General features: G+C 44.1%; 21 protein-coding genes. 4 read left to right on the plus strand and 17 right to left on the minus strand.

What is annotated here, in order from left to right:
• Window positions 1-141 precede the first annotated feature (141 nt).
• Entirely contained in the window at window positions 142-1,332 is a 1,191-nt protein-coding gene (locus tag GON05_RS09500) for an ATP-grasp domain-containing protein (protein ID WP_157318931.1), read from the plus strand.
• Window positions 1,329-2,081 (plus strand): esterase family protein, encoded by a 753-nt coding sequence (locus tag GON05_RS09505; protein WP_157318932.1) that lies wholly within the window; start codon window positions 1,329-1,331, stop codon window positions 2,079-2,081. Before GON05_RS09500 ends, GON05_RS09505 begins: the two co-directional genes overlap by 4 nt.
• Before the next feature lie 71 nt (window positions 2,082-2,152).
• On the opposite strand, the gene GON05_RS09510 is transcribed toward GON05_RS09505, so the two are convergent.
• From GON05_RS09510 to GON05_RS09540, 7 genes are all read right to left on the minus strand, one after another.
• On the minus strand, window positions 2,153-3,214 hold the full coding sequence (locus tag GON05_RS09510; protein ID WP_157318933.1) for a Gfo/Idh/MocA family protein: 1,062 nt from the start codon (window positions 3,212-3,214) through the stop codon (window positions 2,153-2,155).
• A complete protein-coding gene (locus tag GON05_RS09515) occupies window positions 3,211-4,038 on the minus strand; it encodes a sugar phosphate isomerase/epimerase family protein (RefSeq protein ID WP_157318934.1) in 828 nt (275 codons plus the stop codon). Before GON05_RS09515 ends, GON05_RS09510 begins: the two co-directional genes overlap by 4 nt.
• 61 nt (window positions 4,039-4,099) lie before the next feature.
• The gene (locus tag GON05_RS09520) at window positions 4,100-4,879 is read right to left on the minus strand and encodes a phytanoyl-CoA dioxygenase family protein (protein ID WP_157319284.1); all 780 of its coding nucleotides are present in this window, start codon (window positions 4,877-4,879) and stop codon (window positions 4,100-4,102) included.
• Between the two features lie 39 nt (window positions 4,880-4,918).
• Window positions 4,919-5,800, minus strand: coding sequence for a carbohydrate ABC transporter permease (locus GON05_RS09525; RefSeq protein ID WP_127452765.1), 882 nt, complete (start codon window positions 5,798-5,800; stop codon window positions 4,919-4,921).
• A 12-nt stretch (window positions 5,801-5,812) separates the two neighbouring features.
• The gene (locus GON05_RS09530; protein ID WP_145664795.1) at window positions 5,813-6,781 is read right to left on the minus strand and encodes an ABC transporter permease; all 969 of its coding nucleotides are present in this window, start codon (window positions 6,779-6,781) and stop codon (window positions 5,813-5,815) included.
• Window positions 6,782-6,914: 133 nt separating this feature from the next.
• Window positions 6,915-8,591 (minus strand): type 2 periplasmic-binding domain-containing protein, encoded by a 1,677-nt coding sequence (locus GON05_RS09535; protein WP_157318935.1) that lies wholly within the window; start codon window positions 8,589-8,591, stop codon window positions 6,915-6,917.
• A 38-nt stretch (window positions 8,592-8,629) separates the two neighbouring features.
• Entirely contained in the window at window positions 8,630-9,802 is a 1,173-nt protein-coding gene (locus GON05_RS09540) for a Gfo/Idh/MocA family protein (protein WP_246239006.1), read from the minus strand.
• A gap of 370 nt (window positions 9,803-10,172) precedes the next feature.
• Here GON05_RS09540 and GON05_RS09545 point away from each other — a divergent pair, with 370 nt between their 5' ends.
• Both GON05_RS09545 and GON05_RS09550 read left to right on the plus strand, forming a co-directional pair.
• Window positions 10,173-11,021: an AraC family transcriptional regulator gene (locus tag GON05_RS09545; RefSeq protein WP_157318937.1), complete on the plus strand. Its 849-nt coding sequence runs from the start codon at window positions 10,173-10,175 to the stop codon at window positions 11,019-11,021.
• 30 nt (window positions 11,022-11,051) lie between these two features.
• Complete coding sequence (locus GON05_RS09550; RefSeq protein ID WP_157318938.1) at window positions 11,052-12,140, plus strand: DUF3626 domain-containing protein; 1,089 nt, start codon at window positions 11,052-11,054, stop codon at window positions 12,138-12,140.
• 80 nt (window positions 12,141-12,220) lie between these two features.
• On the opposite strand, the gene GON05_RS09555 is transcribed toward GON05_RS09550, so the two are convergent.
• The 10 genes from GON05_RS09555 to GON05_RS09600 all read right to left on the minus strand — a co-directional run bounded on the left by GON05_RS09555 (window position 12,221) and on the right by GON05_RS09600 (window position 25,336).
• Window positions 12,221-13,162 (minus strand): SPFH domain-containing protein, encoded by a 942-nt coding sequence (locus GON05_RS09555; protein WP_157318939.1) that lies wholly within the window; start codon window positions 13,160-13,162, stop codon window positions 12,221-12,223.
• Window position 13,163: 1 nt separating this feature from the next.
• On the minus strand, window positions 13,164-13,589 hold the full coding sequence (locus GON05_RS09560; RefSeq protein ID WP_157318940.1) for an NfeD family protein: 426 nt from the start codon (window positions 13,587-13,589) through the stop codon (window positions 13,164-13,166).
• Window positions 13,590-13,781: 192 nt separating this feature from the next.
• Window positions 13,782-15,356, minus strand: a complete 1,575-nt coding sequence (locus GON05_RS09565) for a glycoside hydrolase family 43 protein (protein ID WP_157318941.1) — start codon at window positions 15,354-15,356, stop codon at window positions 13,782-13,784.
• A 19-nt stretch (window positions 15,357-15,375) separates the two neighbouring features.
• Window positions 15,376-16,530, minus strand: a complete 1,155-nt coding sequence (locus tag GON05_RS09570; protein ID WP_157318942.1) for a glycoside hydrolase family 88 protein — start codon at window positions 16,528-16,530, stop codon at window positions 15,376-15,378.
• Between the two features lie 33 nt (window positions 16,531-16,563).
• Window positions 16,564-17,394: a carbohydrate ABC transporter permease gene (locus GON05_RS09575; RefSeq protein WP_157318943.1), complete on the minus strand. Its 831-nt coding sequence runs from the start codon at window positions 17,392-17,394 to the stop codon at window positions 16,564-16,566.
• A 1-nt stretch (window position 17,395) separates the two neighbouring features.
• Window positions 17,396-18,298 carry a carbohydrate ABC transporter permease gene (locus GON05_RS09580; RefSeq protein WP_157318944.1) on the minus strand — a complete coding sequence of 301 codons (903 nt, stop codon included), beginning with the start codon at window positions 18,296-18,298 and terminating at the stop codon, window positions 17,396-17,398.
• A gap of 90 nt (window positions 18,299-18,388) precedes the next feature.
• Window positions 18,389-19,732 (minus strand): ABC transporter substrate-binding protein, encoded by a 1,344-nt coding sequence (locus tag GON05_RS09585; protein WP_157318945.1) that lies wholly within the window; start codon window positions 19,730-19,732, stop codon window positions 18,389-18,391.
• 251 nt (window positions 19,733-19,983) lie between these two features.
• Entirely contained in the window at window positions 19,984-21,582 is a 1,599-nt protein-coding gene (locus tag GON05_RS09590; protein WP_181646242.1) for a response regulator, read from the minus strand.
• Entirely contained in the window at window positions 21,557-23,353 is a 1,797-nt protein-coding gene (locus tag GON05_RS09595; RefSeq protein WP_157318946.1) for a cache domain-containing sensor histidine kinase, read from the minus strand. The genes GON05_RS09590 and GON05_RS09595 overlap by 26 nt, the downstream gene beginning before the upstream one ends.
• Before the next feature lie 105 nt (window positions 23,354-23,458).
• Window positions 23,459-25,336, minus strand: coding sequence for a beta-L-arabinofuranosidase domain-containing protein (locus tag GON05_RS09600; RefSeq protein ID WP_157319286.1), 1,878 nt, complete (start codon window positions 25,334-25,336; stop codon window positions 23,459-23,461).
• Window positions 25,337-25,408: the final 72 nt, after the last annotated feature.

A 25,408-nucleotide genomic window follows, 5' to 3' on the forward strand; every position in this document is an offset into this window, starting at 1 on the left:
CTAATGAAAGAATAATGAAAGAATCATACGATTTCGCTGTCATTACTTCCATAAAGCACTAATCTTTACAATTGATTTTCTTGAAAACATGGAAATGTCAGGATAAGATTTTAGATAATAGGAGTCAGGAGGGACAAATAAATGAACTTTATTTTCTTTTCACCGAATTATCCAAATTACTGCACGGAATTTTGCTTTCACTTGAAAGAATGCGGAGTGAACGTACTTGGCATTAGCGATGTTGATTATTACCTGCTTAACGAGAAGCTGCAGTATTCGCTGACTGAGTATATCAAAATAGATCGTCTGGAAGATTATGATGAGGTTCTGAGAGCGGTCGGTTACTATACCCATAAATATGGAAAAATTGATCGTTTCGAATCCCTTAACGAGCATTGGCTAGAGCTTGATGCACACATTCGAACGGATTTCAACATTTTCGGGACAAAGCTCGATTTCATTTCTAATTTGAAGCAAAAATCGAAGATGGAAAAGTTTTTCAAAAAAAGCGGTGTCGAGTCCATACGTTCCATAACGAAATTCGACCGTGCGAAGGCAAAGAAATTCATTTCGAAAATCGGCGGCTATCCCGTGGTTGTAAAACCGAATATAGGCGTTGGGGCGAACATGACTTACAAAATCGCGAACGAGTCGGAGCTTGAGCATTTCTTGCATACCAAACCGCCAGAAGTCGAATTTATCATGCAAGAGCATATAGACGGCGTACTGCAAACCTACGATGGTCTCGTCAACAAGGATGGAGAAATCCTATTTGCTGCAAGCCACGAATTTCCGCATAGCATCATGGAATCCGTAAATGCTGGAAATCATTTTAGCTATTATTGTTTAAAGGAAGTAAGCGGGGAAATCGAGGAGGCCGGGAGAAAAATCATCCAAACCTATGGGATTAGAGAACGCTTTTTTCATCTCGAGTTTTTCAAATCTAATAGAGACGGAAATATTATTGCGCTTGAAGTCAATATGAGGCCGCCCGGTTCGTGGATGACGGATGCGATCAATTACACTTACGACATCGATATCTACGAACTATGGGCGAATATGGTTGTTAATAATCAGGTGGAAGGACCTTTTGTCGGGAAGTATTATACCGGGTTTGCCAGCCACAAAAACCACCTCCCCTACGCCCATGGACACGAAGAGATCATGCAGCGATATCACCATGAGATTGTCCATCACTTCAGCATTGAGGATGTACAAAGCCAGTCAAGGGGAAATTATGCGTATCAATTTCGCTCAAAGGACTTTAATGAAGTGAAACGAATTGAAGCTTTTATCCATGCAGTAGAAAACAAAGTCGAGGTGTATGCATGAAAGTAACCTATCACAAGGTATATAGTGACAACTTGCAAAGGGACATGGAATACAAAACTTACGGACATCAAGGGAAGCCCGTTCTTGTTTTCCCCACCTCCTGCGGGCGGTTTTATCAATATGAAGATTCCGGCATGATTGGAACGTTGGAAAGTTATATTGAACAAGGCCAGATTCAAGTCTGGACATGCGACAGCATGGATGAAGAGACATTTTATGCCAAGGACTCGACGACCGATGAGAAAATGAAACGCCATGACCAATATGATGCCTATGTGAAAAATGAGCTCATTCCTTCTATTTTGCATCAAAGCAAGGAGAATAACGGAGGACAAACGCAGAAGATTTTGGCGACAGGATGTTCGTTGGGGGCTTATCACAGTGCCAATATGTTTTTCCGGCACCCACAATATTTTGACAGTTTAATTGCTTTAAGCGGTTTGTATTCGACCAATCGTTTTTTTGGAGAAGAGGTCCCTCCTTCAGCTTATTACCATTCTCCACTTCACTATTTAAAAAACTTGGAAGACGATTTCTATCTGAATCATTACAGGAACAGCAAAATCATCATTTGCACAGGGCAAGGCGCTTATGAAGATTTAATGCGATCGGAAACGCAGAAGCTCTTGGAAGTGCTGCAGGAGAAACACGTCCCAGCTAACGTGGAGTTTTGGGGGCACGATGTTAATCATGATTGGTACTGGTGGAAGAAGCAAATCCTGTACTACATGAATTGGTGCTTAAGTTAATCCAATAGTTAAACAGGCTGCCAATTTGCCGGCAGCCTGTTGTCGCTTTATTTTATTCTTTTATTTTACAATTATAGCGAATTTTGTCTATGACATTCTTCCATAACGGCAATTTGCTGGCGTACTTGTGATGGTGTAATTTCCAGTTCTTTCCCATGTACGATCGTATTATAAATCATGTTATAGAAGTTTTGGGCCATCGAAGGGAATACATCTTTCCCCTGTTCGGCAGGGATGTCCCAGCTTTCTTCGTACCACTTTAGTTGTTCACGGCAGTAAGCCGGCTCATTTTTTTCGTTGACCATAGGCGTTGTCACTAATTTCAGTTCTCCCGCTTCCTCCTGTTTGAAATATTTCCAGTCCAGATGGGTTGTGCTCCCTTTAATTCCGCCTCTAGTCCCTTGGACATTATAGGTGAAACTCGGATAGGCGCAGCAGGAAGAAATTTCTATATCAATGACAGGACGCCCGTGGCCATGCAGGATGATCTTTACATAGTCCTCGGCGTCTCCAGCCGTATTCGCGCGATCCATCATGGAAGTGATATGCGGCATTTCCTCGCTTCCGAAAAATTGGAGGGCTTGATCTACCGGATGTGGACCCGTATTTAAGAGATTGCCTCCATCATTCGCTTTTAAAGTCTGCCAATCCCATCTTCTTGCAAAATTGTTGTAGGCAATACTGACCTGAACCACGCGTCCAATCACGCCGGATTTGATAATTTCCTGCACTTGGCGATAAGCAGGTGCGTACCTGGACTGCTGAAAAATAGCAAGCAATTTCCCTGTTTTCTTCGCCGTATCCATCAAAATATCAACCTCATGTGCCGTTCGGGCAAGCGGTTTCTCAGACAGGACATGAAATCCGCTTTCCATAATTTCTTTAGAAATCGTGAAATGAAAATGGCTGGGCGAAGCATTTACAATTAGATCAAGATCATTTCTCTTGAACAAATCACGGTAATCACGGTAAACCTCACAATTCAACTCTTTTTTGGCTCGCTCCAACCGCTCCTCCAACATGTCAGCTACTGCAACAATTTCATATTGCTCCTTCATTTGACTTAAGGAATTGGCATGTATGTCACGACCGCTGCGTCCTTGTCCTATAATGGCAACTCTAATCTTTTTCATATCGTTACCTCCGATATTAATTTGCGCATGTATTGTACATATTGGGGAAAGGCAATTTCCGGGTTTTCCAATTCAGGGTGCCATTTTTTCTCCCACTCTAAGGTGAAGTAACCTTGATAACCTTCACGAATTAATAACTTGTAGATGTCTTTCAGCGGTATATCTCCTTCTCCGGTTAAACAGTATTGGAAGCTTTCTCCCCCGCCTTCTCCGGCGCGTGAGTCCTTCACATGTGTGTACTCGATCCACTGCCCGAGTGTCTTCCAGGTTTCCTCAGGCTGTTCTCCCACCATGCGGTAAGGATGATGCACATCCCACAGTACCCCGACGGCTTCCGTATCCACCTGCTCCAACACCTTTTTCATATTTATGCATGAAATCCAGTCATCATGTGTTTCAATTAAAAGCTTAACACCGTGTGCCTTTGCGATTTTTGCCATTTCGCTTACATGCTGAACGACCTGCTCAACAGCCATTTCCCGGCTAGCATCATCGCTAATTTTACCGCCAAACACACGAATGTAACGTGTCCCGAAAATACGGCAAAGCTTCGAAAATTCCCTAATCTCCTGCATATTCTTCTCGAAGTTTTCAGCAGAGAATAAATGGACGGAGCTGGAAAAGCAAGATACATGCAGACCGGCATCTGTGATTTTACGAAGTGTTTGTTCAACCTGCTCGGAAAACTCCGGAAGCTTGTAAATATTCATTTCACCGGTCAAACCTCTAAAATCAATTGCGTCAAATCCATATTCGGTTGCGTTGGAAATAATTTTGTCTAAAGGCCACTCTGGACACCCTAACGTGGTAAAAGATAATTTCATATAGGTTCACTCCAATTTGTTCACATATTTTAGACTTCTTTTCCCATCCTATTGTCAGCTATCAAACTTCCAGTAATGTTCCTTCATATTTATAGTTTCTAAATCTCGGATTAATGCCGTGAAGCATCAACCCCTGTCCCCAGTTTACATGTTTATCATTCGTCGGCTGATCCTCGGGATCACGAACCTGGACAAGTATATTTCTACGCGTCCGGTCGCTGCGGTTGATCGGTGAGCCATGAATCGTTAAATAGTTAAAAAATAAGACGTCTCCGGATTCAGCGACACAAGGAATTCCGCTCTCTATAGGATATTCTTTATGATTCAAATAATAGCTTCCTACATGTGGTAATGGCCCCTGTTTATGCGATCCCGGAATAACATGTAAGCAGCCGTTTTCCTCATTCGTATGATCCAAATGGATGCTGGCGAGCATCATACTGTGCTTGCTGTGCGGGAAATACGGATAATCCTGATGCATGGGGAAGGCTGCCCCCTTCTCTGGAGGTTTGACCATCATCTTGGTATGATGCAGTTGAACATTATCGCCAATCAATTGGGTGAAAATCTTGATCAAATTCCTTTGAGTGATCATCCGCATAAACTGGGCGTCATGATATTGAACATCATGGAAGCCCTTAAGTACCAGCTTCTTTAATTCTTCCGGCGGCAGGTAGTCTCCAGCCCAAGCATGGCTCCGGTCAAATTTAGATGCAGCCGCCCTCTTCAGGAATGTTTCTACCGATTCACGGAACGTTTCAACTTCCTCTGCGTCATAGACACCTTTTACAAGTAAGTAACCATTCTCATGATAAAACTTCACTTGATCCTCAGAGATCATGCCAATCCCTCGTTTCAACTTTAATAAGGTCCTATTTGCTCAACCCTTCACAGCGCCTACCAAAACCCCTTTGGTAAAGTATTTTTGCAAGAAAGGATACACGGCAATGATAGGTAATGTAGCAATAATGATCGTGCAATATTTAATAATTTCGCTAACCGCCTCTTTATCGCTCCCGCCGGACCCGGTAATCATACTGTCGGTACTGCTGTTTATCAAAATCTCACGCAAGAAGAGCTGTAAAGGATAAGCATCTCGATCTCGCAAATAAATCATGGCGCTGAACCACGAATTCCAATGGGCCACAGCGTAAAACAAAATCATAACGGCGATCACGGCTTGCGATAAAGGCATCACAATTCGAAACAAGATCGTGAGATCATTGGCTCCGTCAATACGAGCGGATTCTTCCAAACTATCCGGAATCGCCGCAAACGAGGTTCTCATGATAATCAAATTATAGGTGCTGATCGCCCCCGGTAGAATGAGTGCCCACATCGTGTCAAACATGCCGAGACTTTTCACAAGCAAATAGTTTGGAATCAAGCCTCCGCTAAAAAACATCGTAAACACAATCATCATCATGATGGAATCCCGCAGCATGACACCTTTTCTCGATAATACATAGGCACCGATCGAGGTAATAATCACGTTGATGCTTGTTCCTACTACAACATAAATTAACGTATTGGTGTAACCCGTGATAATATTGGGATTTTTAAAAACACTGATGTAACCGTCTACATTAAAACCCAATGGCCAGAGCAACAACCCGGAATGACTCGCTAAACTTGAGGGGTTGCTTAAGGACGCCATAGTAACATATAGAAATGGATAAAGTGTAATTAAAGCTAAAAACAGCAAGAAGCATATATTAAAAAAACCGAAAATAGCTTCGGCCTTGCTTCGCTTTAGATTCATCGTCATCCCTCCCTACCAAAGACTGGTTTCATTGACTTTTTTACTGATTTTGTTGGTAGCTACCAAGAGCGCAAAATTGATCACCGAGTTAAATAATCCAACGGCTGCGCTGAAGCTGTAGTTTGCTTCCAAAATCCCTTTACGGTATACATAAGTTGAAATCACATCTGAAGTTTCGTACGTAACGGGATTGTATAACAGGAAGATTTTATCGAATCCGACGTTCATCATGCTTCCCATTCTTAAAATAAACAAAATGATAATGGTCGGCATAATCCCCGGCAGTGTAACATGCAGCATTTGCTTAAAACGTCCCGCTCCGTCAATCGTCGCAGCTTCATACAAGTCCTGATCGATGCCGGCTAAAGCAGCCAAATAGATAATCGAGCCCCAACCCACTTCCTGCCAAATATTAGAGCTCACATAGATGGTTCGGAATAATCCGGGTTCAAGCAGCATCGTTATTCTTTCCATTCCCATGAAGGCGAGTAAATCATTAATAATCCCGTTTCTTGCCGTAAAATCTACAATTAAACCGCATAAAACCAGAACCGAGATAAAATGCGGTAAATAAGTCACCGATTGCACAAACCTTTTAAAAACATCATTTCTTCGTACTTCGTTTAATAGCAAGGCCAAAATGATTGGCGCTGGAAAACCAAATATAATGTTATATACACTAATTAAAAGGGTATTCGTAAGAATTCTGCCGAAATAAACATCGTTGAAAAAATCGGTAAAATGCTGCATTCCCACCCAAGTGCTGCCCCAAATTCCCTTCATTGGGGAGAAATCTTTAAAAGCAATCGAGGCTCCATACATAGGAATATATTGAAAAATAATATAGTAAGCGACCACGGGTAAGGCCATGAAATAAATGATTCTGTTTTTATACAAGTCTCTTCGAAGTCTATGGACAAAGCTGCTTTGCTTCGTCGTCTGATAGACACTTCTGGCATGCGCCGCCTCACCAACCGTCATATTCTCCATCGTTCGTCCCCTTTGAGTGAAGAAATTCGCGCAGCAGGCATCCAGCACTGATCTTACCTTTGGGAGGCGATCAAGTGCTGGCGCTCTGGCTGCTAGCCAATCCAAATCTGGTCAACGTTAAGGCTTATTGCCTTGCCATGTATCTGTCGTATGCGGCTTGCTGAATTTTGATCGCATCTTCGATTCCCATAGCTTTTAATTTGCTCATATAATTATCAAACTCACTAAGAGGGACTTGTCCCATGATCATTTTAGAGAATATCTCATCCCTATACGTATTAACCGCAGAAGTAATGGATGCCATCTTGGTTGATTCCTCAATGGTTGGCGTTACGCCCGGCGGCATGGTTCTGTCGTAGGAGCCTGCTTTCCATAAGCCAATAATTTGCTGTTGTTCAGGTAAAGCCATGCGCTGCTGCCAAATCTCAGGTGTCATGATAAAGGCCAGCCCGCCGGATCCTCGGGAATATTTAGATAACGCCTCATCAATCGACAAGCCCTTTGGATTATTCGTAATCTCTGGAAGCAATTGAGGCGAACCGTTCACCATCTTGTAGCTCTCGCCTTCAATACCGAAGGTATTAAGCAGTGATCCTTCCGGGCTGTAGCCATAGTCCAACCACATCGCAGCTTCCTTCGCATATTTACTTTTTGCGGATATCGCGACACCGCCGCCACTGGCTACCTTGATTTCATCAACATTGAAATTATAGGATTTCGTGCCTGTAACATAAGGCGGAACCGTTCCTGATAATTTTACCGACGGATCTTTCGCTTTCATCAATTGAACAAATCTACCAAATGTTCCTGATGTCGATCCCGTCCATGAGCCTGCACGGTTACCCATAACTTTGGTATCGAATTGTTTGGCATCCGTAATTCCAAAATCAGGGTCGATCAAGCCTTCTTTATACCACTTTGCCAAGGTTGTTAGCGCTTCCTTATACTCCGGTGTGTAAGGTCCATATTTGACTTTATCGCCGTCATGATAAAACCCGTAGTTAATCCCCCATGCTCTGACCCAGTTCTGCAGGTCCCCCGCTCCTTTTGGCGCCAAAGGAATTTCGTCATTTTTACCACTGCCGCTAGGATTTTTCGTTTTGAAAGCTTTTAGCACTTCATACCAATCGTCAATTGTTTCAGGTGACTTTAAATTCAGTTTTTCCAACCAGTCCTGGCGGATTTGCCATCCAAAAGTCTGGAAAGCAGGATTCGGATTCGGGTTTACTTTTGCATATTGATTCGGCGATTGGGCCTCGGGATAAACATAGATCGTACCATCGTCTGTACGCAGCTGTTTATTCGCTTTAGGGTCGGAGTTCATAAACGCTTTAAGATTGGGTGAGTACTTATCTACCAAATCATTCAGCGGCAAAATGACGCCATCCTTGATCGCTTTATTGGGCCCGCCGTTATAATCGCCTATCCAGTTATAATAAATCAGATCAGGTAAATCGCCCGACGCGACCATGAGGTTAAACTGTTCTTTGATCGCCGCCCCATCCATAGATGCAGGATGAATGAACTCGATATGAATCCCTGTCCTTTTTTCCAATTCTTTAAACACAGCGATTTCATTATAGTTTTTCATCGTTGCCGCTACTTTGGCATCCATGGGCACAAACATTTTTAAGGTGATAGGCTTATTAACGATAGGAAGTGGGATTGAAGATAAACTTGCTTCATTTTTTTCTGACGTACTTGATTGCTTCGAAGCATTAGAGGTGCACCCCGTTAATACACTTGCGAATAATACAACAGAAAGAGATAAAGCTGAAACCATGCCAAGTTTACCCTTCATTGATCGTTCCCCCTAGATATTTTGTGAGTTGATAAGACCTAACCCTGGGAATAGCTGATATCCATAAAAACATCCTGTCTCACTGTCTTCTTGTATTTGGAGCTTCGGATCAGTTCGTTCAGCTTCTTCTCATATTCGTCGGCATCCAAAGGCAGCCTGATGGTTTGATCGTTGAACGAAGAAAGCATAATCGCACTCGCAAGGGTTAGTCCATTGATTCCCTCAGGACCGTGTGCGATAAGCTCCCCGCCGCCATTTTGTATCGCCTCGATAAATTTCTCTGTCACGACTTGATGCCCTGAAGGCACATTCACGTTCACAGGAATTTCCGTGTACCAATTTTCAACATTACCCATTCTACTTTGCGATTCTTTGATAAAACGAAGCATCGACTCACGGGTTCGATAAAAAACAATTTGATTATCCTCAAAAACCAATTTTCCGTACTCTCCCACAATCTCCATCCGGTTGGATCCAGGTGTTTCAGCGGTAGTCACGATAAAATGGCCAACCATCCCGTTCTCATGCTCAAAGTAGGCCGTCACTTCGTCTTCCACTTCGATATCATGATATTTGCCAATATGCGCAAAACCGTTGATACGTGACGGAAGACCGAATAACCACTGGTAGAGATCCAGATTATGCGGACATTGGTTGGTCAAAATTCCTCCGCCTTCTCCAGCCCAAGTTGCACGCCATTCGCCGCTATCGTAGTAAAGTTGGGATCGGAACCATTTGGTGTTAATCCAGGTCGCTCTGATTAATTTGCCCAGCTCGCCGCCGTCAAGAATGTCTTTAATTTTTTTGTGATGAGGGTAGGTTCTTTCTTGAAACATAATGCCAAACATCAGATTGGGATGGTGTTCCTTGGCACTTTCATAGGCGTCAATCGTTTTTTGTGCATCATTGACATGCACCGCAATAGGTTTCTCACATAAAACATGGATGCCCTTATGGAAAGCATCAATCGAGATAGGCGTATGATCGTAATGGGGAACGGCTATTAATACAGCCTCTATCTCCGATTTCTCAAAAAGCTCCGTATGGCTGTAATAGGCCTTGGTATGGTACAGAGCTGCTGCTTTATCAGCCTTTTCATGTACAACATCACAAACGGCTACGACTTCAACTGTCTCCATCCGTGTCAAATACTTGAGATGGCTGTTTCCCATTCCGCCTAAACCAATTACACCTAATTTCACTTTTCTCATTGGACTCAACCAATACCCCTCCCCGTATATTAAAGTGTAGTTAAGCCTGACCGCAGGAAGAAAAACGAAGAATAAAGCGTTTTCTTTTGCTATTCTAAAATAATACTCGAAATAAGTCATAGTTTTTTGTGATGAAAATATCGTTTTTTGTGCAGGAATGGCTACTTGATTCCCTTGACGGTAGTCTGTAAAATAGTTTTGTATAAACTTCTTTAATATGGAAGTGTAGGAAAGGTTGGGGAGCACCGGAGTTTATAGAACATCAGATTGATTGCGGTCATTATTTCACCGACTGTCGTTGGATTGTATCCAGCATCAGTAACACTACAATTCACCTGAATCTTCAGGTATTTAAAGTGAGGTAATATGGATGAACTTAGCTTATGAAAGTATAGACGAATGCATCCGTTATGAACGTAGAATCTATAATCCCAATAAATGTAATGTTAACTTTCATTTGCACGAAGAGTTTGAGATTTACTTTTTAATCTCAGGTGATGTAAACTACTTCGTTGAAAAGAACATGTATCCAATTAAATTTGGCGATGTCATGATTACAAATAATCAAGAAATCCATAAACCTTCCTTCAAAAACGATAACGTATACGAACGAATAACGTTACAGTTTGCACCACATATCGTTCGCAAGTTTAATTCTCCAAGTCTCGACCTTCTAAGCTGTTTTCTAAATAAACCTAAAGGCCAACAAAATAAGATTACGCTCCAACCCAGCCAAATCAATGAATTTCTACGTCTTTTTAATCAAATTGAGAATCTTAAACCCCATGCCGGCTATAAGATTTTAAAGCTGAATTATCTCATTGAATTGCTAGTCTTGATCAATATTATATTCAAAGACGTTAATCGTTCGGACAACCTTTCTTCTATGCCGGAATTATTAACTTCTCTATTAGACTACATTGATATGAATTTGGAAAAGGATCTCTCACTTGAATCTCTTTCTACCAAGTTTTATGTGGATCGATTCTATATGGGGAGAGTTTTCAAGAAATATATCGGTAGTAACATCCATGAATATATTCTTTTCAAACGAATATCCAAAGCTAAACAGATTCTCTCGGAAGGCTATAGCGTCACGGATACCTGCGAACTGTGCGGATTTAATGATTATTCTAATTTTTTGAAAATGTTTAAACGCACCGTTGGCATCTCTCCCGGCAAATATAAGGGAAATTTAGGTAATATGGACATTGACTAATCGGTTCGAAGAGGAGCGACTACTATATCCATGAAATTATCAAATTCACAATTATTGGCTTTAGAGCATATTACAAAGTACGCGAGGAGCCACAAAGATGAAGCTGAGCGGGCAATGAAGGAAATTATTCAAATGTCTAATATCGCGTCTAGACCATTTGAAGAAGCTGTCGCCAAACTCAAGGCGCACGCAAAAATTGCCCTGCATTTTCATCCAGACAGACCGGATCCGACGATGAAAAGCGTTGCCGAGGCCCTACTTGAGCAAGGAATTTATAAGAGCCAATTTGAAACATTATTATCAAATGGTAGTGTATCCGCTTACCCTGGCGGTCAACGCGACCTTTGGGAAAAGAAGATTTTTGGAGGCGCCTATCAACAAATGGGCTCAACCAATAGCCAGCGTCCCAAGTATGGGGCACTGGATTTGATGTTACATCCCGATGGTCCAGCACCACGTTTTGGATCTTGCTATTTCCTTTTATCCCCGGAGGTCTCACATCGTTGTACATTCACTTATTTAGATTCTCATCAAGATCCGAAGGAAAAGGGTACATATGAGGAGTTCGATATCATTTTGGCCGCTCTCCTGAAAGAGGCATTCTTAAGAGATTTTGCTATTGGGGGAAAAAATCTGACCCCTCAGAAATTAATCAATCATCTGTTGATTAATCTGGAGAGGCCATTCTCTGACCCAGGAACGAAAGAGCCTAGCCGCAATCTTAACCATTATATTGAGGCCCAGATACATGGAGATATTTCACTTAAGGAAGACGTGGAAGTACTCGTTGCAGATCCTTCATTTAAAGGTACTCCTACGGGCCGGACCCTGGAGCAAATATGCCTCAAGTATGCAATTGATCTCTATTGGCATATGGGCTTTGCGCTTTTGGCAAACGAAGTTCCCTCCGATTTTAGAGGTCCCTCGATGCCTTCCTTGGCCAAACGCATTGCACGAAATGATTTTATCGATGTGAGCATGATTGGATCTGCTGTAATGGACTTGAAACGCGATCCTGCTGCTTGGAGCGATCGTGGAACCTATAAAGAAGTGCTTCAAGAGTTGAAACTTATGTGGCATGTTCTAGTGAGATATGGAAAGCCACTTTCGAAGTTTTAACCTATACTTAATGGCAAAAGAAAAAAGAGACAGCCGTTAGACGAGGCCGTCTCTTTTCACTGTATCAGAACTGGGCCGTTTTATTGATCACTATTTTTATCTAATTTAAATACTTTGGCAATCGCTCCAACTGAGCCTAATGTACTAACTACATCCGTTGGGATGAAGATTGTTGATGCTGCTCCATTGGCCATCTCGGAAAGTGCCTCAAAAGACTTATAAGTAAGGATCTCCGAATTTAGACCGGCTTCATTTAGTGCTTCTATGCGTGAACGCTCTGCATTCGCAACAAGCTTAATAGCTTCTGCACGTCCTAAAGCTTCTAGTTCCTGGGACTTTTGCTTGGCTTCAGCGTCAAGAATTTGACGTCGTTTCTCCGCTTCCGCTGCAAGTATAACAGCAGACTGCTGCGCTTCTGCACGAAGGACGGTGGCTTGTTTTTCACCTTCTGCCTGTAAGATATTCGCCCGTTTTTCTCGTTCAGCTCTCATTTGTTTTTCCATGGAAGTTTGGATATCAATTGGAATCTCCAGTTGTAAAATTTCTACTCGATCAATTCTCACTCCCCAGTTCTCCGAAGCATTATCCAGGGCTTGACGCAGTTCAGCCTGAATGCGGTCGCGATTCGAAAGAATTTCATCAAGTTCCATTTTACCAATCGTGGAGCGTAAAGCCGAAGCTACAATATTGTGAATGCCTTGCACATAATTGGCTATGCCATATGTAGCTAATTTAGGATCAACCACGGAGAAAAATGTTGCAAGCTCGACGCCAATGGCCACGTTATCTTTGGTAATAACGGATTGGGAAGGAACTTTCTCCTGCTGAATTCTTAAATCATGCCGACTGCGAACATTATCAATAATGGGGATGATGATGTTAATACCTGCATGCAGTGTTTTATAAAACTTCCCTACTCTTTCAACAATCGCTACGGTTTGTTGAGGAACAATCCTAATGCCTTTAATGATAACAACAACAATGAGAATAATAAGAAAAAGAAAGACGATAACCCCTACCATATTACACCTGCCCCTTTTTTACATACAGTTTCGTGACTTTAACATCTATGACAATCGCTTCTTCACCTACTTGAATCAGCTCATCTGCGTATGCACTCCACATTTCGGAGTTCACCTTAACCAAACCGCCTTCACCAGGTTTGATATCACTTATTACGAATGCCTTTTGACCTATTAATTGATTCGGTGATGGCAGCAATTCTTTGGATGAAGGTATCAGCTTGCGTACAATAGGCAACAAAAAAGCATAAATCAAGAACGCACCAACCGTAAACACACATAGCTGTATCAGAAAAGAAAGATGGACGATTGCAGTGATCATTGAAAGAAAAGCACTGGCTGCTAGAACTAACATGTAAAAAGTACCTGTATAAAGTTCAAAAATCACAAATAACACGGCCAAAATAAGCCACAGTAACCAAAGCAATTTGTTTCCACACCTCCCTTTCAGCATCATTTCCTTGTTATGTTTTATGTGATATCCTGCTTGACTATGTCATTAAAACTACAAAGAAAGCAGTTACTTATGAAAACGAAACATACAAAAAAACCAGTAAACTCAAGGTTTACTGGTTTTTTTATAAACTTTGACCCCTCACATCATTGTTAGCTGCAAAACCTAGGCATCAATCTCCATATAATCAAAGAAGTCGAAGTCCGCATGCAGGCGAGTTCCGCGCAAATCCTGTGCGCAAAGACCAACGAAAGCGCCGGTAAAGGATAATTTGCTTTGGTAGCTGTCGGCAAGATTACCGGAGTACAGCGTCGGCCCCATTGGCTGCCACGACTGGCCGTCTAAACCATAAAAGAATTGAATTTGATCGAAATTCATTGCGGCTTTGAGATATACCCGTCCTTCAGGAATCGGCACATACGTGTCCAATTCATCATATTGTCCCTGATCGTTAACGACGATCGCCAGATGCTTGCCGAGCTGGTCATCGTGGGAAATGCGCAAATAGTAATGATCGGACTCATCATAATAAAGCACAAGACCCGCCATTTGTGTAAAAGCTTGCGGCTCATACTCCACACATGTCACGATCTCACAAGTAAAGCTTTGAATGCGTCTTGCCACTAGGCTTTGGTGGTGCAAAGAGGTAAGCGACTCTCTCCCCTTGAGCCGCAAATAGCCAGGACGCTCAGATAAGCTTAACCATGACTCGTCAGCCGGGACGCGCAGTGTGTGCCAATGCACGCTGAGCTTCCGTTCGTCAAAATCATCGCGGATCGGATCCGGATCAAACGGATGCGGCGTCAGCTCTGTTTCAGGAATGTGCAGCTGCGGCTGCTTTCCGCCTGCGGCCAGCCGCAGCCAGCCTTCCGGCGTCCACGTTACTTTCTGCAGGGAGGTTTCTCGTCCTAGTGGACTGAGTTTGCTGCCGTCCGGAAGAGGACGGGAACAAATGAACACCATGTACCAGTCCCCTAGCTGCGTTTCCACCAAGGAACCGTGGCCTGCGTTTTGCAGCGGATGATCCGGCGTGTTTCTTGTTGTGATCATCGGGTAGTCCGGATCAACTTCATAGGGACCTCCTACGGAAGTTGCGCGCATAAGGGTAGCGGCGTGCATTGGACCCGTTCCCCCTTCAGCTACCAGTAAATAGTAGTAGCCATCCTTTTTATACACCATCGGCCCTTCTGTCACACCCAAATCTGTCCCTTCGGTAATCAGCTTGATCTCTCCGATCAGCTTGCCTTCATGTGGACAGAACTCCTGCATGATAATGCCAGCGAACCGTTTCTTGTTTTTGCGAAAATCCCACTGCATATTAAACAGATACTTGCGGCCATCCGTGTCGTGGAACAAAAAGTGATCGAAACCGCTGGCATTCAGATAGATCGGTTCCGACCAAGGTCCCTCTATCGAAGGCGCTGTCACAATATAGTTGTGCAGATCCTTATATACACCTTTTCTACCAACTACATTCGTAAAGCACAAGTAAAACGTACCGTCGCAGTAGCTTAAGGAAGGCGCCCAAATGCCGCCTGAACTTGGCACACCGCGCAAATCCAGCTGACTCACCCGATCGAGTGGACGCGTTAAGGGTCTCCAGTTCATCAAATCTTTGGAATGATGAATGAGCACCCCAGGGAACCATTCGAAGGTAGATGTTGCAATATAATAATCATCCTCAACCCGAATGATCGACGCATCCGGATTGAAGCCGCGTAGAATTGGATTTTGAATCATGCTGTCGTACTCCTTTTCATTACCACAAATACAAATCGTTCCCTTTAAGCTTGAAAATCGCTTCCATGAAATAATAATCGCCATAAATAATTGCGTGATGATGGTTTGCCGAATGATAGGCCGCTGAACCGAATTGAACCAGGCTATCGCTGCCCGTTGTCCAATCGATTCGAGAGCTATCCAGCGTTTTGAGCAGCTTCAACGCAGCCCCGAGGTACAGATCCTTTTCATGCTCGCCTACGGCTTTCGCAATTTCAATCAGACCACACGCCGCAATGGCTGCAGCTGTATCATCCTCCAGCTTCGGTTCCTTCGGCTGTCGGAAATCAACGGGAATGACGCCATCCGCAGGAATGTTCGCGATAAAATAGTTGGCAATCCGTTTCGCGGTTTGCAAATAGTCATCCTTTTGCGTATGAATGTAGCTCATCATGTACCCATACAAAGCCCAGGTCTGCCCTCTCGTCCAGGAGGAGCCTTCTTCATAGCCTTGTCCGCCATACGATCTGATCACACCGCCTTCAAACGGATCAAATTCCACGATGTGGTTCACAGATCCATCTGCTCGAACAAACGCCGTCATCGCCGTATCGGCATGCTTCATCGCAATTTGCTTGAACCGCGGATCTCCTGTTTCTTCCGAAGCCCAGTACAGCAGCGGAATATTGAACATGCAATCAATAATGGCCCAACCTCTCGTATCGGAGCCCTCTAGATCGTTCCAAGCCCGAATAAAGCCCCCTGCCAAATTAAAACGGCCCGCGAGCAGGACAGCAGCATGCATCGCTCTCTTGCGAGATTCCGGATTCTGCGTCACTTTATAATTAGCCACACTCGTCGGCAGCCACATAAATCCAACATCATGATGCAGTCCATAAAATTCATCAAAACATCGATTTAATTCTTTTTCGGAGATTTGCGCAATTTCTTTATATTTCTCGTTGCCGGTTTCATGATACATGAGCCACATCATGCCGCCCCAGAAGCCATTCGTCCACCAGTTAATTTCATCTGTCTCCGTGCCTGTAGGATTATCGACGATACGATTATCATGTGTTCCGTTAATGGTTGTGTACGGAATTTTATGTTTTGACTTCTCGCTGACCCAGTCCATTTTCGTTGAAATCCTATCAATAACGTCATTCAACCAACCTTGTTCCTGTTCTTTTAACATTTGCTTCTGCCCACTTTCCCCATTGTTTAGTGATTAGCCTTTGGTTGCACCTGCTGCAATTCCTTTGACAAAGTACTTCTGAAGCGCGATGAAAGCGATTAAGACAGGGATAATTGAAATCGCCGTGCCTGCGAAAACCATGTCCCACTGAGAAGCATATTCGCCGACGAAACCGAAGATTTCGACGATCATCGTTTTGGGCTTATCCGAAGGCAGCACCAAGCTTGGCATCAGGAAATCGTTCCAAATCCCGAGACCGTTCAGCACAACCAAGCTCGCCGTACACGGCCCAAGCAGCGGGAATACGATCCGCCAGAAAATGCCGTACTTGGAGCAGCCGTCAATTTCAGCCGCTTCCTCAATTTCACGCGGCACCCCTTTCAGAAAGCTTGTATATAGCAACACGCCGAACCCAACCGAGCCGGAGATATAGATGAGAATCGGTGCGCTTAATGTGCCGTATAAACCTATCATTTTCATCTCTTTGAACAGCGGAATCATATAGACTTGAAATGGAATCATCATCCCTGCTAGAAAGTAGACATATACCATGTTCGTCCATCTTTTATTCGTCCGTTCAATGGCGTATGCCGCCATGGGGATGACCGCAATCATCGCGATAATCGAGCATAGTGTTAAAATGATAGAGTTGACCATCGCTCTAGGGAAATCTGTTTTGGTCCACAGATACACGAAGCTGTCCACGTACCAGCTGGTTGGAAATGAGATAGCATCCCGCAGAATCGCACCATTGCTTTTAAAGGCGGAAATTAAGCTGAAGTAGATGGGAAAAAAGAAGATAATAGCAAGAATTAGTGTCAGGACAAAGAGGAGAATCTCCAGTATATTTTTCTGCTTTCTCATCTTATAGCTGCACCTCCCTGCTGCGAAGCAGCTTAATTTGAATCAGCGATACGATCAAAATGAGAATAAATAAGACAAGCGATAGCGCTGTTCCGAAGCCTTGCCGCAGCTCGCCAAAGCCGACTTTGTAAATAATGTACGTCAGTGTTTCTGTTGCAAATCCAGGTCCACCGTCCGTCATGACGGCGATCTGATCGAATATTTTGAGGGATGCAATCATCGACAACATCATGCAGACCGTAAAGGCTCCTGCCAGCAATGGGAACGTGATATGGCGGAATTGCTGCCATCGGTTCGCTCCGTCAATGCTTGCCGCTTCCGTCAACTCTGGCGGAATCCCTTGCAGACCAGCCAAATAAATAATCATATAATAGCCGGCGCCTTTCCATACCGTTGCAAAAATGATGGAGATCAAGGCATAATCCGGATTTCCAAGCCAATCGACGTTCAAGAAGGAAAGATGCAGCTTAGCAAGCAATTGTGTAATCACGCCAAAATTGTAATTCAGAATAATTGTCCAGACAAACCCCATAACAATCCCGCTGAGTAACGTTGGGAAGTAAAAAATGCTGCGAAACAAATTGCGGAACCATTTCACCTGATCTACGAGCATCGCCAGCAGCAGGGCCACGACATTTTCAACAATAACTAAGACAACAGACAAAATTAACGTATTTCTCAGCGCATTATGTACGCGCTCGCTATGCCACATCTCTACGAAGTTATCGAAGCCGATAAAGCGAATATCCGGACTAACACCGTCCCAGGAAGTAAAGCTAAGGTAAACACTGCTTGCTGTTGGGACCATGACGAATAAGGTATAGAGGATCAGTGCAGGAACAAGAAACACGATGGAATAGTTTAGCCATTTTCTTTTTCTCTTAACAGGCTGTATGCTTGTCATTCTCTTATGCCTCCTATTGGAATTTGAAGGCAGTAGCAGGAAAACCTCCGCAAGTGACGCAGAGGTTCTCCGTTTGCAGCCTTTTCGCTTTTATTTTTTCATTGCCTTCACTTCGGTATCCCACTCAGCATCCGCTTTTTTCAAATAATCCGCGTTGAAATCACCTTTCACTAACCAATCTTGAACGGATTTATAGAACCAGTTACGGAATTGCGGCGGGATTTGGTTAGCTCCCCAGAAGTTATTGATTTGAAGTGATTTTTTAACATTTGGATCCGCCATCATCGTCAACACTTCTTGCAATTGCTGGGAAGCTTCATAGTTCATTTTTTCCTTTGTAGATGGGATTGCGCTTGCTATTTTCAAGTATTTCGGATATTGCTCTTTGCTGAAGAAGAACTTAATGAAGTCCGAGATCGCCGCTGTTTTGTCGGCATCTTTCGCTGCATTAGCTGACAGGGACCAACCTGCAGGTTGAGCAAGACCAACAACGTTTACTGCGCCTGTTTGATCCGGTACGGGGTACCAGCCAAAATCAAATTTCGGATCCGCTTGTGCAATCGTCGGGAACATCCAAGGACCGGAGAATAAGCTTGCTGCTTTACCGGTCACGAGCATGGAAGCCGTTTGGTTGTCCGCCGTACTCATGTAACCTTTATCTACGTAGCCTTTCGTAAATAGATCCGTCAATAGCTGCATCGCTTTCGCTGGACCTGGATCCGTAAAGCTCACTTTGCCTTCGGAACGCTTGGAATTCCAATCCGCATCTTTGATGAACACTTCGTCGATCAAAAATTTATTGACCCAGAAGCCCCAGTGAAAAATATCTTTACCGCCGACAACGATCGGTGAAATGCCTTTTGCTTTCAGCTTTTCCTGCACAGCGATGAAATCCGCGTACGTTTTGGGCTCATCGGTAATGCCTGCATCCGCGTACGCTTTTTTGCTATAAATGATCCCTTGTGGAGCAGGCAGCGCGATCGGCGCATTATATACTTTGCCGTTTACTTGTGGAACGTTTTCAAACAAGCCTTGTAGATCTTTTGGAAGTTCTGCCAGCTTGCCGGCATCCGCGAACAATTGCGTGTCACGCATTTCAACTAAATCCGGGAATTCACCAACGGCGTCTTTGGTTTTTAAGAAGTCCAGATAAGCCGCTGTCGTTGTTTCGCTCAAATCTTTGATTTTAACGTTCGGGTTCGCTTTCGTATAAGCGGCAATGGAATCGGCTACCGCTTGTTTGGTCGCCGGGTCGCCTGTCGCATAAATGACGCTGAAGGTTACATCCTTCTTCGGAGCTGCAGTCGCTGCAGCTGTGCCAGCCGGAGCCGCGCTTGATGCTGGAGTTGCGGAATCACTTTTGCTACCGCAGCCTGCCACAATGAGTGCTAATGCTGTCGATCCTACGAGTACTTTAGAAAAAGTTTTAACCATGGTTGAAAGTAACCTCCCTTTAGTTGTAGCTTCTTTTGAACAATCCTTGCTGTGTGCTTTGTTCGTTTGAATTAAGACTAACATACGCCCAAATCGTTTAGAATGAAGTTTTTTAAGCTTGATATGCATGAATTTAAGAAGGTGAAAACGGATGCAATAACTTTCTTCTACATGGAAAAACAGCCTCCGCTTAGGCTCCGAAACGAAGCTATGGCAGAAGCTGTCTTTAGAAAAAACAGATTGACTACGATTTATCCTTTAATTTGACTCTTATATTCATGCGGAAGCTTGCCATAGCTTTTCTTGAACATATCGCTGAATTGCCGTGGATTATGATAGCCAACCTGCTCAGCAATTTCATAAACGAGCAAATCCGTTTGCAAGAGCAGCCGGACTGCATTTTTCATCCGAATGTTCGTGACGTACTGCTTAAAATTCTCATTCGTGTGCTTCTTAAAGAAGCTGCTAAAATAGTACGGATTCATAAAAACTTGGGAAGCCATGCTTTCCAGCGTTATGTTCTCGCTGTAGTGCTCCTCAATGTATTCCTTAATCATCTTCATTTGCTGCGCTTCGCGGCTGCCGCCAGCGGTGCTTACTTGCTCCAGTATGTCCAAAATACGGGCATTTATAAAAGCGATAAGATCACCAAAACAGTAAAATTGATGCATCCGCTGCTGCCAGTCTTTCCGCTGCTCCGACGACACCTGAGGGTCAATTCCCACAGCCGACATCTCCTCCATTAAGTCCGTCAGCAGGGCGTATACGATTAAGATCGCCGATTCTTTGCGACCATTGGCGCCCGCTGCAGCATGCTCAAAGAAGCTGCCCAACAGCTCCTGCACCTGCTGCTTTTCCTTGGCGATGACCGCTTTAATCACAGCTTGCTTGGCATCAGCCAAGAGTTGATCTGAACCGCCACGCCGTTCATTCTGTGACCAAGAAAGAATCGTCCCATCCTTTTCAAAATAGCTATAGTTCATCGTCTCAACGGCCGACAAGTAGGATTGCCTTATGTCCTGTAGACTGTGAGCCGGCATTCCGATACAGATCGTCACATGAATTTTCAGATAAAATAAAATCTTATCCCGCATTTCGCTCACAAGAGGCTGCAAATCATCCTCTACATGCATGTGGTTCACAATGACGCATAAATTTTCACCTTTACGAAAGACGAGACCGCTGCCATAAAGTTGGATCAGCTCATCAACCAGATTGGATACCGCAAACACGAGCAGACGCTTCTCATGCTCCCCCCACCTGCCATCCTGCAACTGTACATGCGCAAGCTTCACATACAACACACTGAAACAGGGGCCCGTAAACTGTGTGTTCAATGCCTGAAGCTTACGCTGTGCTTCCTCCCACCGAATATCGCCTTGGGTAAGCCTGTCGAACAGCTCCTCGAGCTGTGTCTTTTTATCTTTTTGTTCATAAACAGCGAGCTTCCCCTTGGAGGATTGATCTTCATTCGCCTCCTGCAGCAACGTCATCGCTTTGCCCACTGCCTCGAGCAGCAGCCTCTTCTCAATCGGCTTCACCAAATAATCGACCGCACCGAAGGCTAGCGCGTCTTTAGCATAAGAGAACTCCTGATAGGCGCTGATGAAAATAATTTTCGTCCGAAGTTGCAGCCTTTGCACTTCTTTAATAACATCGATGCCTGATCCGTCCGGCATACTAATATCCGTGATGACCAGATCAGGCTGAGTGAGTTCAATCTGCTCCATCAAACCTCTGCCCGTCATCGCCTCACCTACGATTGCAATGCCGAGCTCTTCCCACGGAATGAGTTTTTTTAACCCTTTGATAATGATCGGTTCATCATCTGCTAGAATGGCGTTCAACACGGACACTCACCTCTTTCGTTAAAGGAATGACAAGACGGACGGTTGTTCCAATATGTTGACTGCTATTGATCTCTACACCAAAACCTTGCCCATACAGCGCCACAATTCGCTCATGGACATTAATAAGCCCGATACTGCTGCCCGTATCCAGTGAACTGCCCTTAGCCAACTTCTGACGAACAAGTTCAAGCTCATCCTCATTCATCCCTACACCGTCGTCGTCCACCGTGACACTAAGCAAGTTGTCCGGCAGCTTTTCAATCGATATACGAATTGTACCTTTTCCTGGTTTAGGCATAATGCCATGATAAATGGCATTTTCGACGATCGGCTGCAGCGATAACTTCGGAATCGCATAGTCCATTAAGTCCGCATCGAACCGGAAGTCAAGGCCTAGCTTATGCTCGCCGTACCTGATGACCATCAATTGAAAATATTGCTCCACATTCGCTTTCTCAGCCCGGATTGCAACCGATTCTTCGCCATAATCGAGGACATACTTAAGCTGATGAGATAACGATAGAATCATATCCCCAACCTCGTTCGCATCTTCCGCAACGGCGTTCATCCGAATTACTTCCAGTGTATTGTACAAATAATGCGGTCTGATCTGGCTTTTTAGTGCATTAAGCTCCGCCTGCTTTTGCTTAATTTGCGCTACATACACAACATCAATGTATTCCTTCAACCGTCCCACCATTTTATTAAAACCATGGGACAGTAAACCCAGCTCATCCTCCGTCTTGACGGTCACCTTCGTATCGAAATTACCGGATTCTACTTTTGCCATTTCTCGCGTAATGCTGCGAATCGGGTTGGAGAAGCGATTGGAGAACCAGACAGCTACCACAATCAACGAAACCATACACAAGCCAATGACGATCGTAATCGTCTTAATGAGCTGCTCGACTTTGAGAAACAATTCCTTTTTATAAAACTCTCCAACGATCTTAATGTTATTCTCGGCTGTTTCCTGTTGTAGATGCAAAAAATCATCTGATGCATTCGCATGAAAAACAGAACCGATTAGCTCTGTCTGATTGCTATAAAGGATAATCCCCTGTTTATCAACGACATAAACGGTATCACGGTTATTCAGAACCATTTGCTTAAAAATCTCATTAAACACGCCAAGCCCAACATCCATATAAAAGCTCCCGACGATCTCGCCTTCGACCTTTGAAGACCCCAGGACATCGGTTAGGTTGCGACCAAACGTCATCACTTGGTCCGATGCCCCAAGAAAATAATCTTGCTTATGTGTCGAAAAAAAGCCAAGACCGTTACGATTAAGCTTCATCTGCTCTTGCCATTCCACCCTCGGATATTGATATTGGTAATCCAGGGCAACGTTGTTCTTGGATAAGCTTTGAAAAGTTCCGTCCGGCAAAACAAAAAAGACACTTTGCAGGTTACGTTCTGTATACAACACCGTTTGCAAGAAATCGTTGATCGTCATCGTCAAGCGAATGTCTTTCTCCTTGCTTTGCGCTGCAATCGCTTGTCCCAATTGGCCATAGAGGCCGCCAACTCCGTAGGAGTACATGAGTTTGGAAATATTGTTGTATTTGACAAACATATCATCTACATTTCGGCTCGCAAACAGCAGCATTTGCTCATAATTGTTCGTCGCATAACGCTCCATAAAGCCGCTGAACGTCTGCAGTGAAATATAACTGAGAATGAGCAGCGGGATGAGACCGACGGAAATGAAAGAGAGTGTAAATTTGGCAAAAATGCTTTTGTGCAGCCGAAAAGGGTTCGATGCCATCTGGGAGCCGCCTCATGCTTTCGATTTAGAATAAGTCTATTTTAACAGAATTCGCCCGCTAAACGAGCGATGATATTTCATGTGAAGGTGCGCTTTTTTAAGAACTTATTCAGGGGCCTGATCAACAGGAAAATAAACAGTATACGTCTCATCCTTGATTTCATATAGAGGAATAAAGCGTATTCCCTTATCCTGCCCTTTCGTTCGATAGTAGCCGACATTCCACCAGCTGTGGTTTCTTTCGCGATCCGCCACGAGCATCGTCTCTGGCAAATCGGGATTTCCAACCAATCTACGTTCATATTCAACCAACCCTGCCAAAACAATCGGGCCATCCATAAAAGCTATCATGTCCTCTGCACCAGGAAGTGGCTCAGATGTCAATGATTTTGGAAACGCAATCTGCACGATATCCCCATTGCTCCATGTTCTACGAATCCCAATAAACGATTGCGGTCTTACTGGATCTGTCAGTTGAACGCCATTCACGTAAATAACGGGCTCATCTTTCACCCAGCTTGGGACTCTAAGTTTTAGTGTAAATTCAACCTCCATATCACAAGTCATTGTCAAACTATACTTAAATCGATCAGGTCGATGGACAGGGATTGGCGGCATATCAATTTTCGTTATCGCCGTCATGCCTGTAACATTCCAATTGTTCAAAGGATAGACGCCGTATTGCCCGTCTTGTTGTAGACAAATATTAATTTCAGTATCATCCAGCTTCAATTTAACTTCAGCGGGTATCCACTGACATACGGTCACTCCCGCTATCTCCTCCATGAAAATCTGCTGTTCATAAGAGGCATTCGCTTGAATAAGCGTTCCATGGCAGCACCAAAAGTGCTGTGTAGGGGAGCCCCACTTCTTATGACTCCCCGCGCCGATGCCTAGAAAATACGAAATCATGCCTGTTTCTCCATGCTGATGAGCAAGAACTCCGTTATAAAATCTTCTCTCCCAATAGTCCGCATATTGTGGTTCTCCTGTCCATCTGAGCAGTACATGAGCAAGTCGCATCATGTTGTAATTCACACAATGTTCCTGTCCAACTCCCATTCTTTCCACCATCTGACCGGGCGGCACCCATAATTCACCATCATCTCCAGCCCCCGTGCAATAATATCCTCTATTCGTAACCGCGCATGTCCAGAACGCCTCCACGACCTCTCGAAAACGTCTTTCTCCAGTTACTTCCCACGCTCTAGCAGCTCCCAAAATTTCAGGAATCTGCGTATTCGCATGCTTATTCGTCAAGACATCTTGTCCTGTTAACAAGGCGTCAAAAAACCGGCGGCGATCATAACGATGGATTAATGCAAGGTGTGTTTCGTCCCGAGTTACACCATATAGATCTGCCCAGACCTCCAACATCCCGCCTGTTTCCAAGTCCAGGAGATCATCCATTTGCTCACGGCTAAATGGTTCGGTGAAACGATGAAACCAAACGGCTACACCGCGCATTAAATCGAGCGCTTGTTTATTTTGACCAATTGCGTACATGTCGTATAGTCCCATCAAAAGCTTATGAATCGTATAATGCGGTGCCCAGACATACTTTCCTTTGGCTATTCTGTTCATATAGGACTCTGGAAATGCAGCAAGCCATTCCCCTCCATTCGCCTCCTGACAACGCGCCAATTCTTGGACGATGTAATCCGCTTTGGCTTTAACCAGCAAATCTTCCGTTTGCGCATAGATCCGCGCTGCTGCAGACAGCCAATGCCCCATCATATGTCCACGCAACTCACAAGTCGGTGATTCCCATCCCCAATGCCAATGTTCGGGTCCGTCCATACTCGTCGTAGTCGCGCTTGTAGTTCCTCCATTTCCACTGTAGCTCCACAATCCTGCTTCCAGATAGAAATTACGAAGCAGATTTTCATTCGTTAAGCTTAAGACGTACTTCTTGTTCAGCTCGAAACGTGCTGTAAGGGGTCCTGCGGACAATTTAACCCGTCCTGCCTGATAATCATTCATTTTAGTCATACGCAATGAGATACCTCCATTTTTTTGCATCTTAAGAATATTTTAAACCCCAATAAGTTGGAT

The sequence above is a fragment of the Paenibacillus anseongensis genome, assembly GCF_009757995.1.
Classification (GTDB): domain Bacteria; phylum Bacillota; class Bacilli; order Paenibacillales; family NBRC-103111; genus Paenibacillus_E; species Paenibacillus_E chondroitinus.

Coding starts and splice junctions, on each gene's coding strand:
- GON05_RS09540 (WP_246239006.1), bottom strand. CDS start 9,802: ATGAGAAAAGTGAAATTAGGTGTAATTGGTTTAGGCGGAATGGGAAAC.
- GON05_RS09550 (WP_157318938.1), top strand. CDS start 11,052: ATGAAATTATCAAATTCACAATTATTGGCTTTAGAGCATATTACAAAG.
- GON05_RS09595 (WP_157318946.1), bottom strand. CDS start 23,353: ATGGCATCGAACCCTTTTCGGCTGCACAAAAGCATTTTTGCCAAATTT.
- GON05_RS09545 (WP_157318937.1), top strand. CDS start 10,173: ATGAACTTAGCTTATGAAAGTATAGACGAATGCATCCGTTATGAACGT.
- GON05_RS09565 (WP_157318941.1), bottom strand. CDS start 15,356: ATGATTCAAAATCCAATTCTACGCGGCTTCAATCCGGATGCGTCGATC.
- GON05_RS09585 (WP_157318945.1), bottom strand. CDS start 19,732: ATGGTTAAAACTTTTTCTAAAGTACTCGTAGGATCGACAGCATTAGCA.
- GON05_RS09500 (WP_157318931.1), top strand. CDS start 142: ATGAACTTTATTTTCTTTTCACCGAATTATCCAAATTACTGCACGGAA.
- GON05_RS09535 (WP_157318935.1), bottom strand. CDS start 8,591: ATGAAGGGTAAACTTGGCATGGTTTCAGCTTTATCTCTTTCTGTTGTA.
- GON05_RS09515 (WP_157318934.1), bottom strand. CDS start 4,038: ATGAAATTATCTTTTACCACGTTAGGGTGTCCAGAGTGGCCTTTAGAC.
- GON05_RS09530 (WP_145664795.1), bottom strand. CDS start 6,781: ATGACGGTTGGTGAGGCGGCGCATGCCAGAAGTGTCTATCAGACGACG.
- GON05_RS09555 (WP_157318939.1), bottom strand. CDS start 13,162: ATGGTAGGGGTTATCGTCTTTCTTTTTCTTATTATTCTCATTGTTGTT.
- GON05_RS09510 (WP_157318933.1), bottom strand. CDS start 3,214: ATGAAAAAGATTAGAGTTGCCATTATAGGACAAGGACGCAGCGGTCGT.
- GON05_RS09525 (WP_127452765.1), bottom strand. CDS start 5,800: ATGAATCTAAAGCGAAGCAAGGCCGAAGCTATTTTCGGTTTTTTTAAT.
- GON05_RS09520 (WP_157319284.1), bottom strand. CDS start 4,879: ATGATCTCTGAGGATCAAGTGAAGTTTTATCATGAGAATGGTTACTTA.
- GON05_RS09570 (WP_157318942.1), bottom strand. CDS start 16,530: ATGTTAAAAGAACAGGAACAAGGTTGGTTGAATGACGTTATTGATAGG.
- GON05_RS09505 (WP_157318932.1), top strand. CDS start 1,329: ATGAAAGTAACCTATCACAAGGTATATAGTGACAACTTGCAAAGGGAC.
- GON05_RS09600 (WP_157319286.1), bottom strand. CDS start 25,336: ATGAATGATTATCAGGCAGGACGGGTTAAATTGTCCGCAGGACCCCTT.
- GON05_RS09575 (WP_157318943.1), bottom strand. CDS start 17,394: ATGAGAAAGCAGAAAAATATACTGGAGATTCTCCTCTTTGTCCTGACA.
- GON05_RS09580 (WP_157318944.1), bottom strand. CDS start 18,298: ATGACAAGCATACAGCCTGTTAAGAGAAAAAGAAAATGGCTAAACTAT.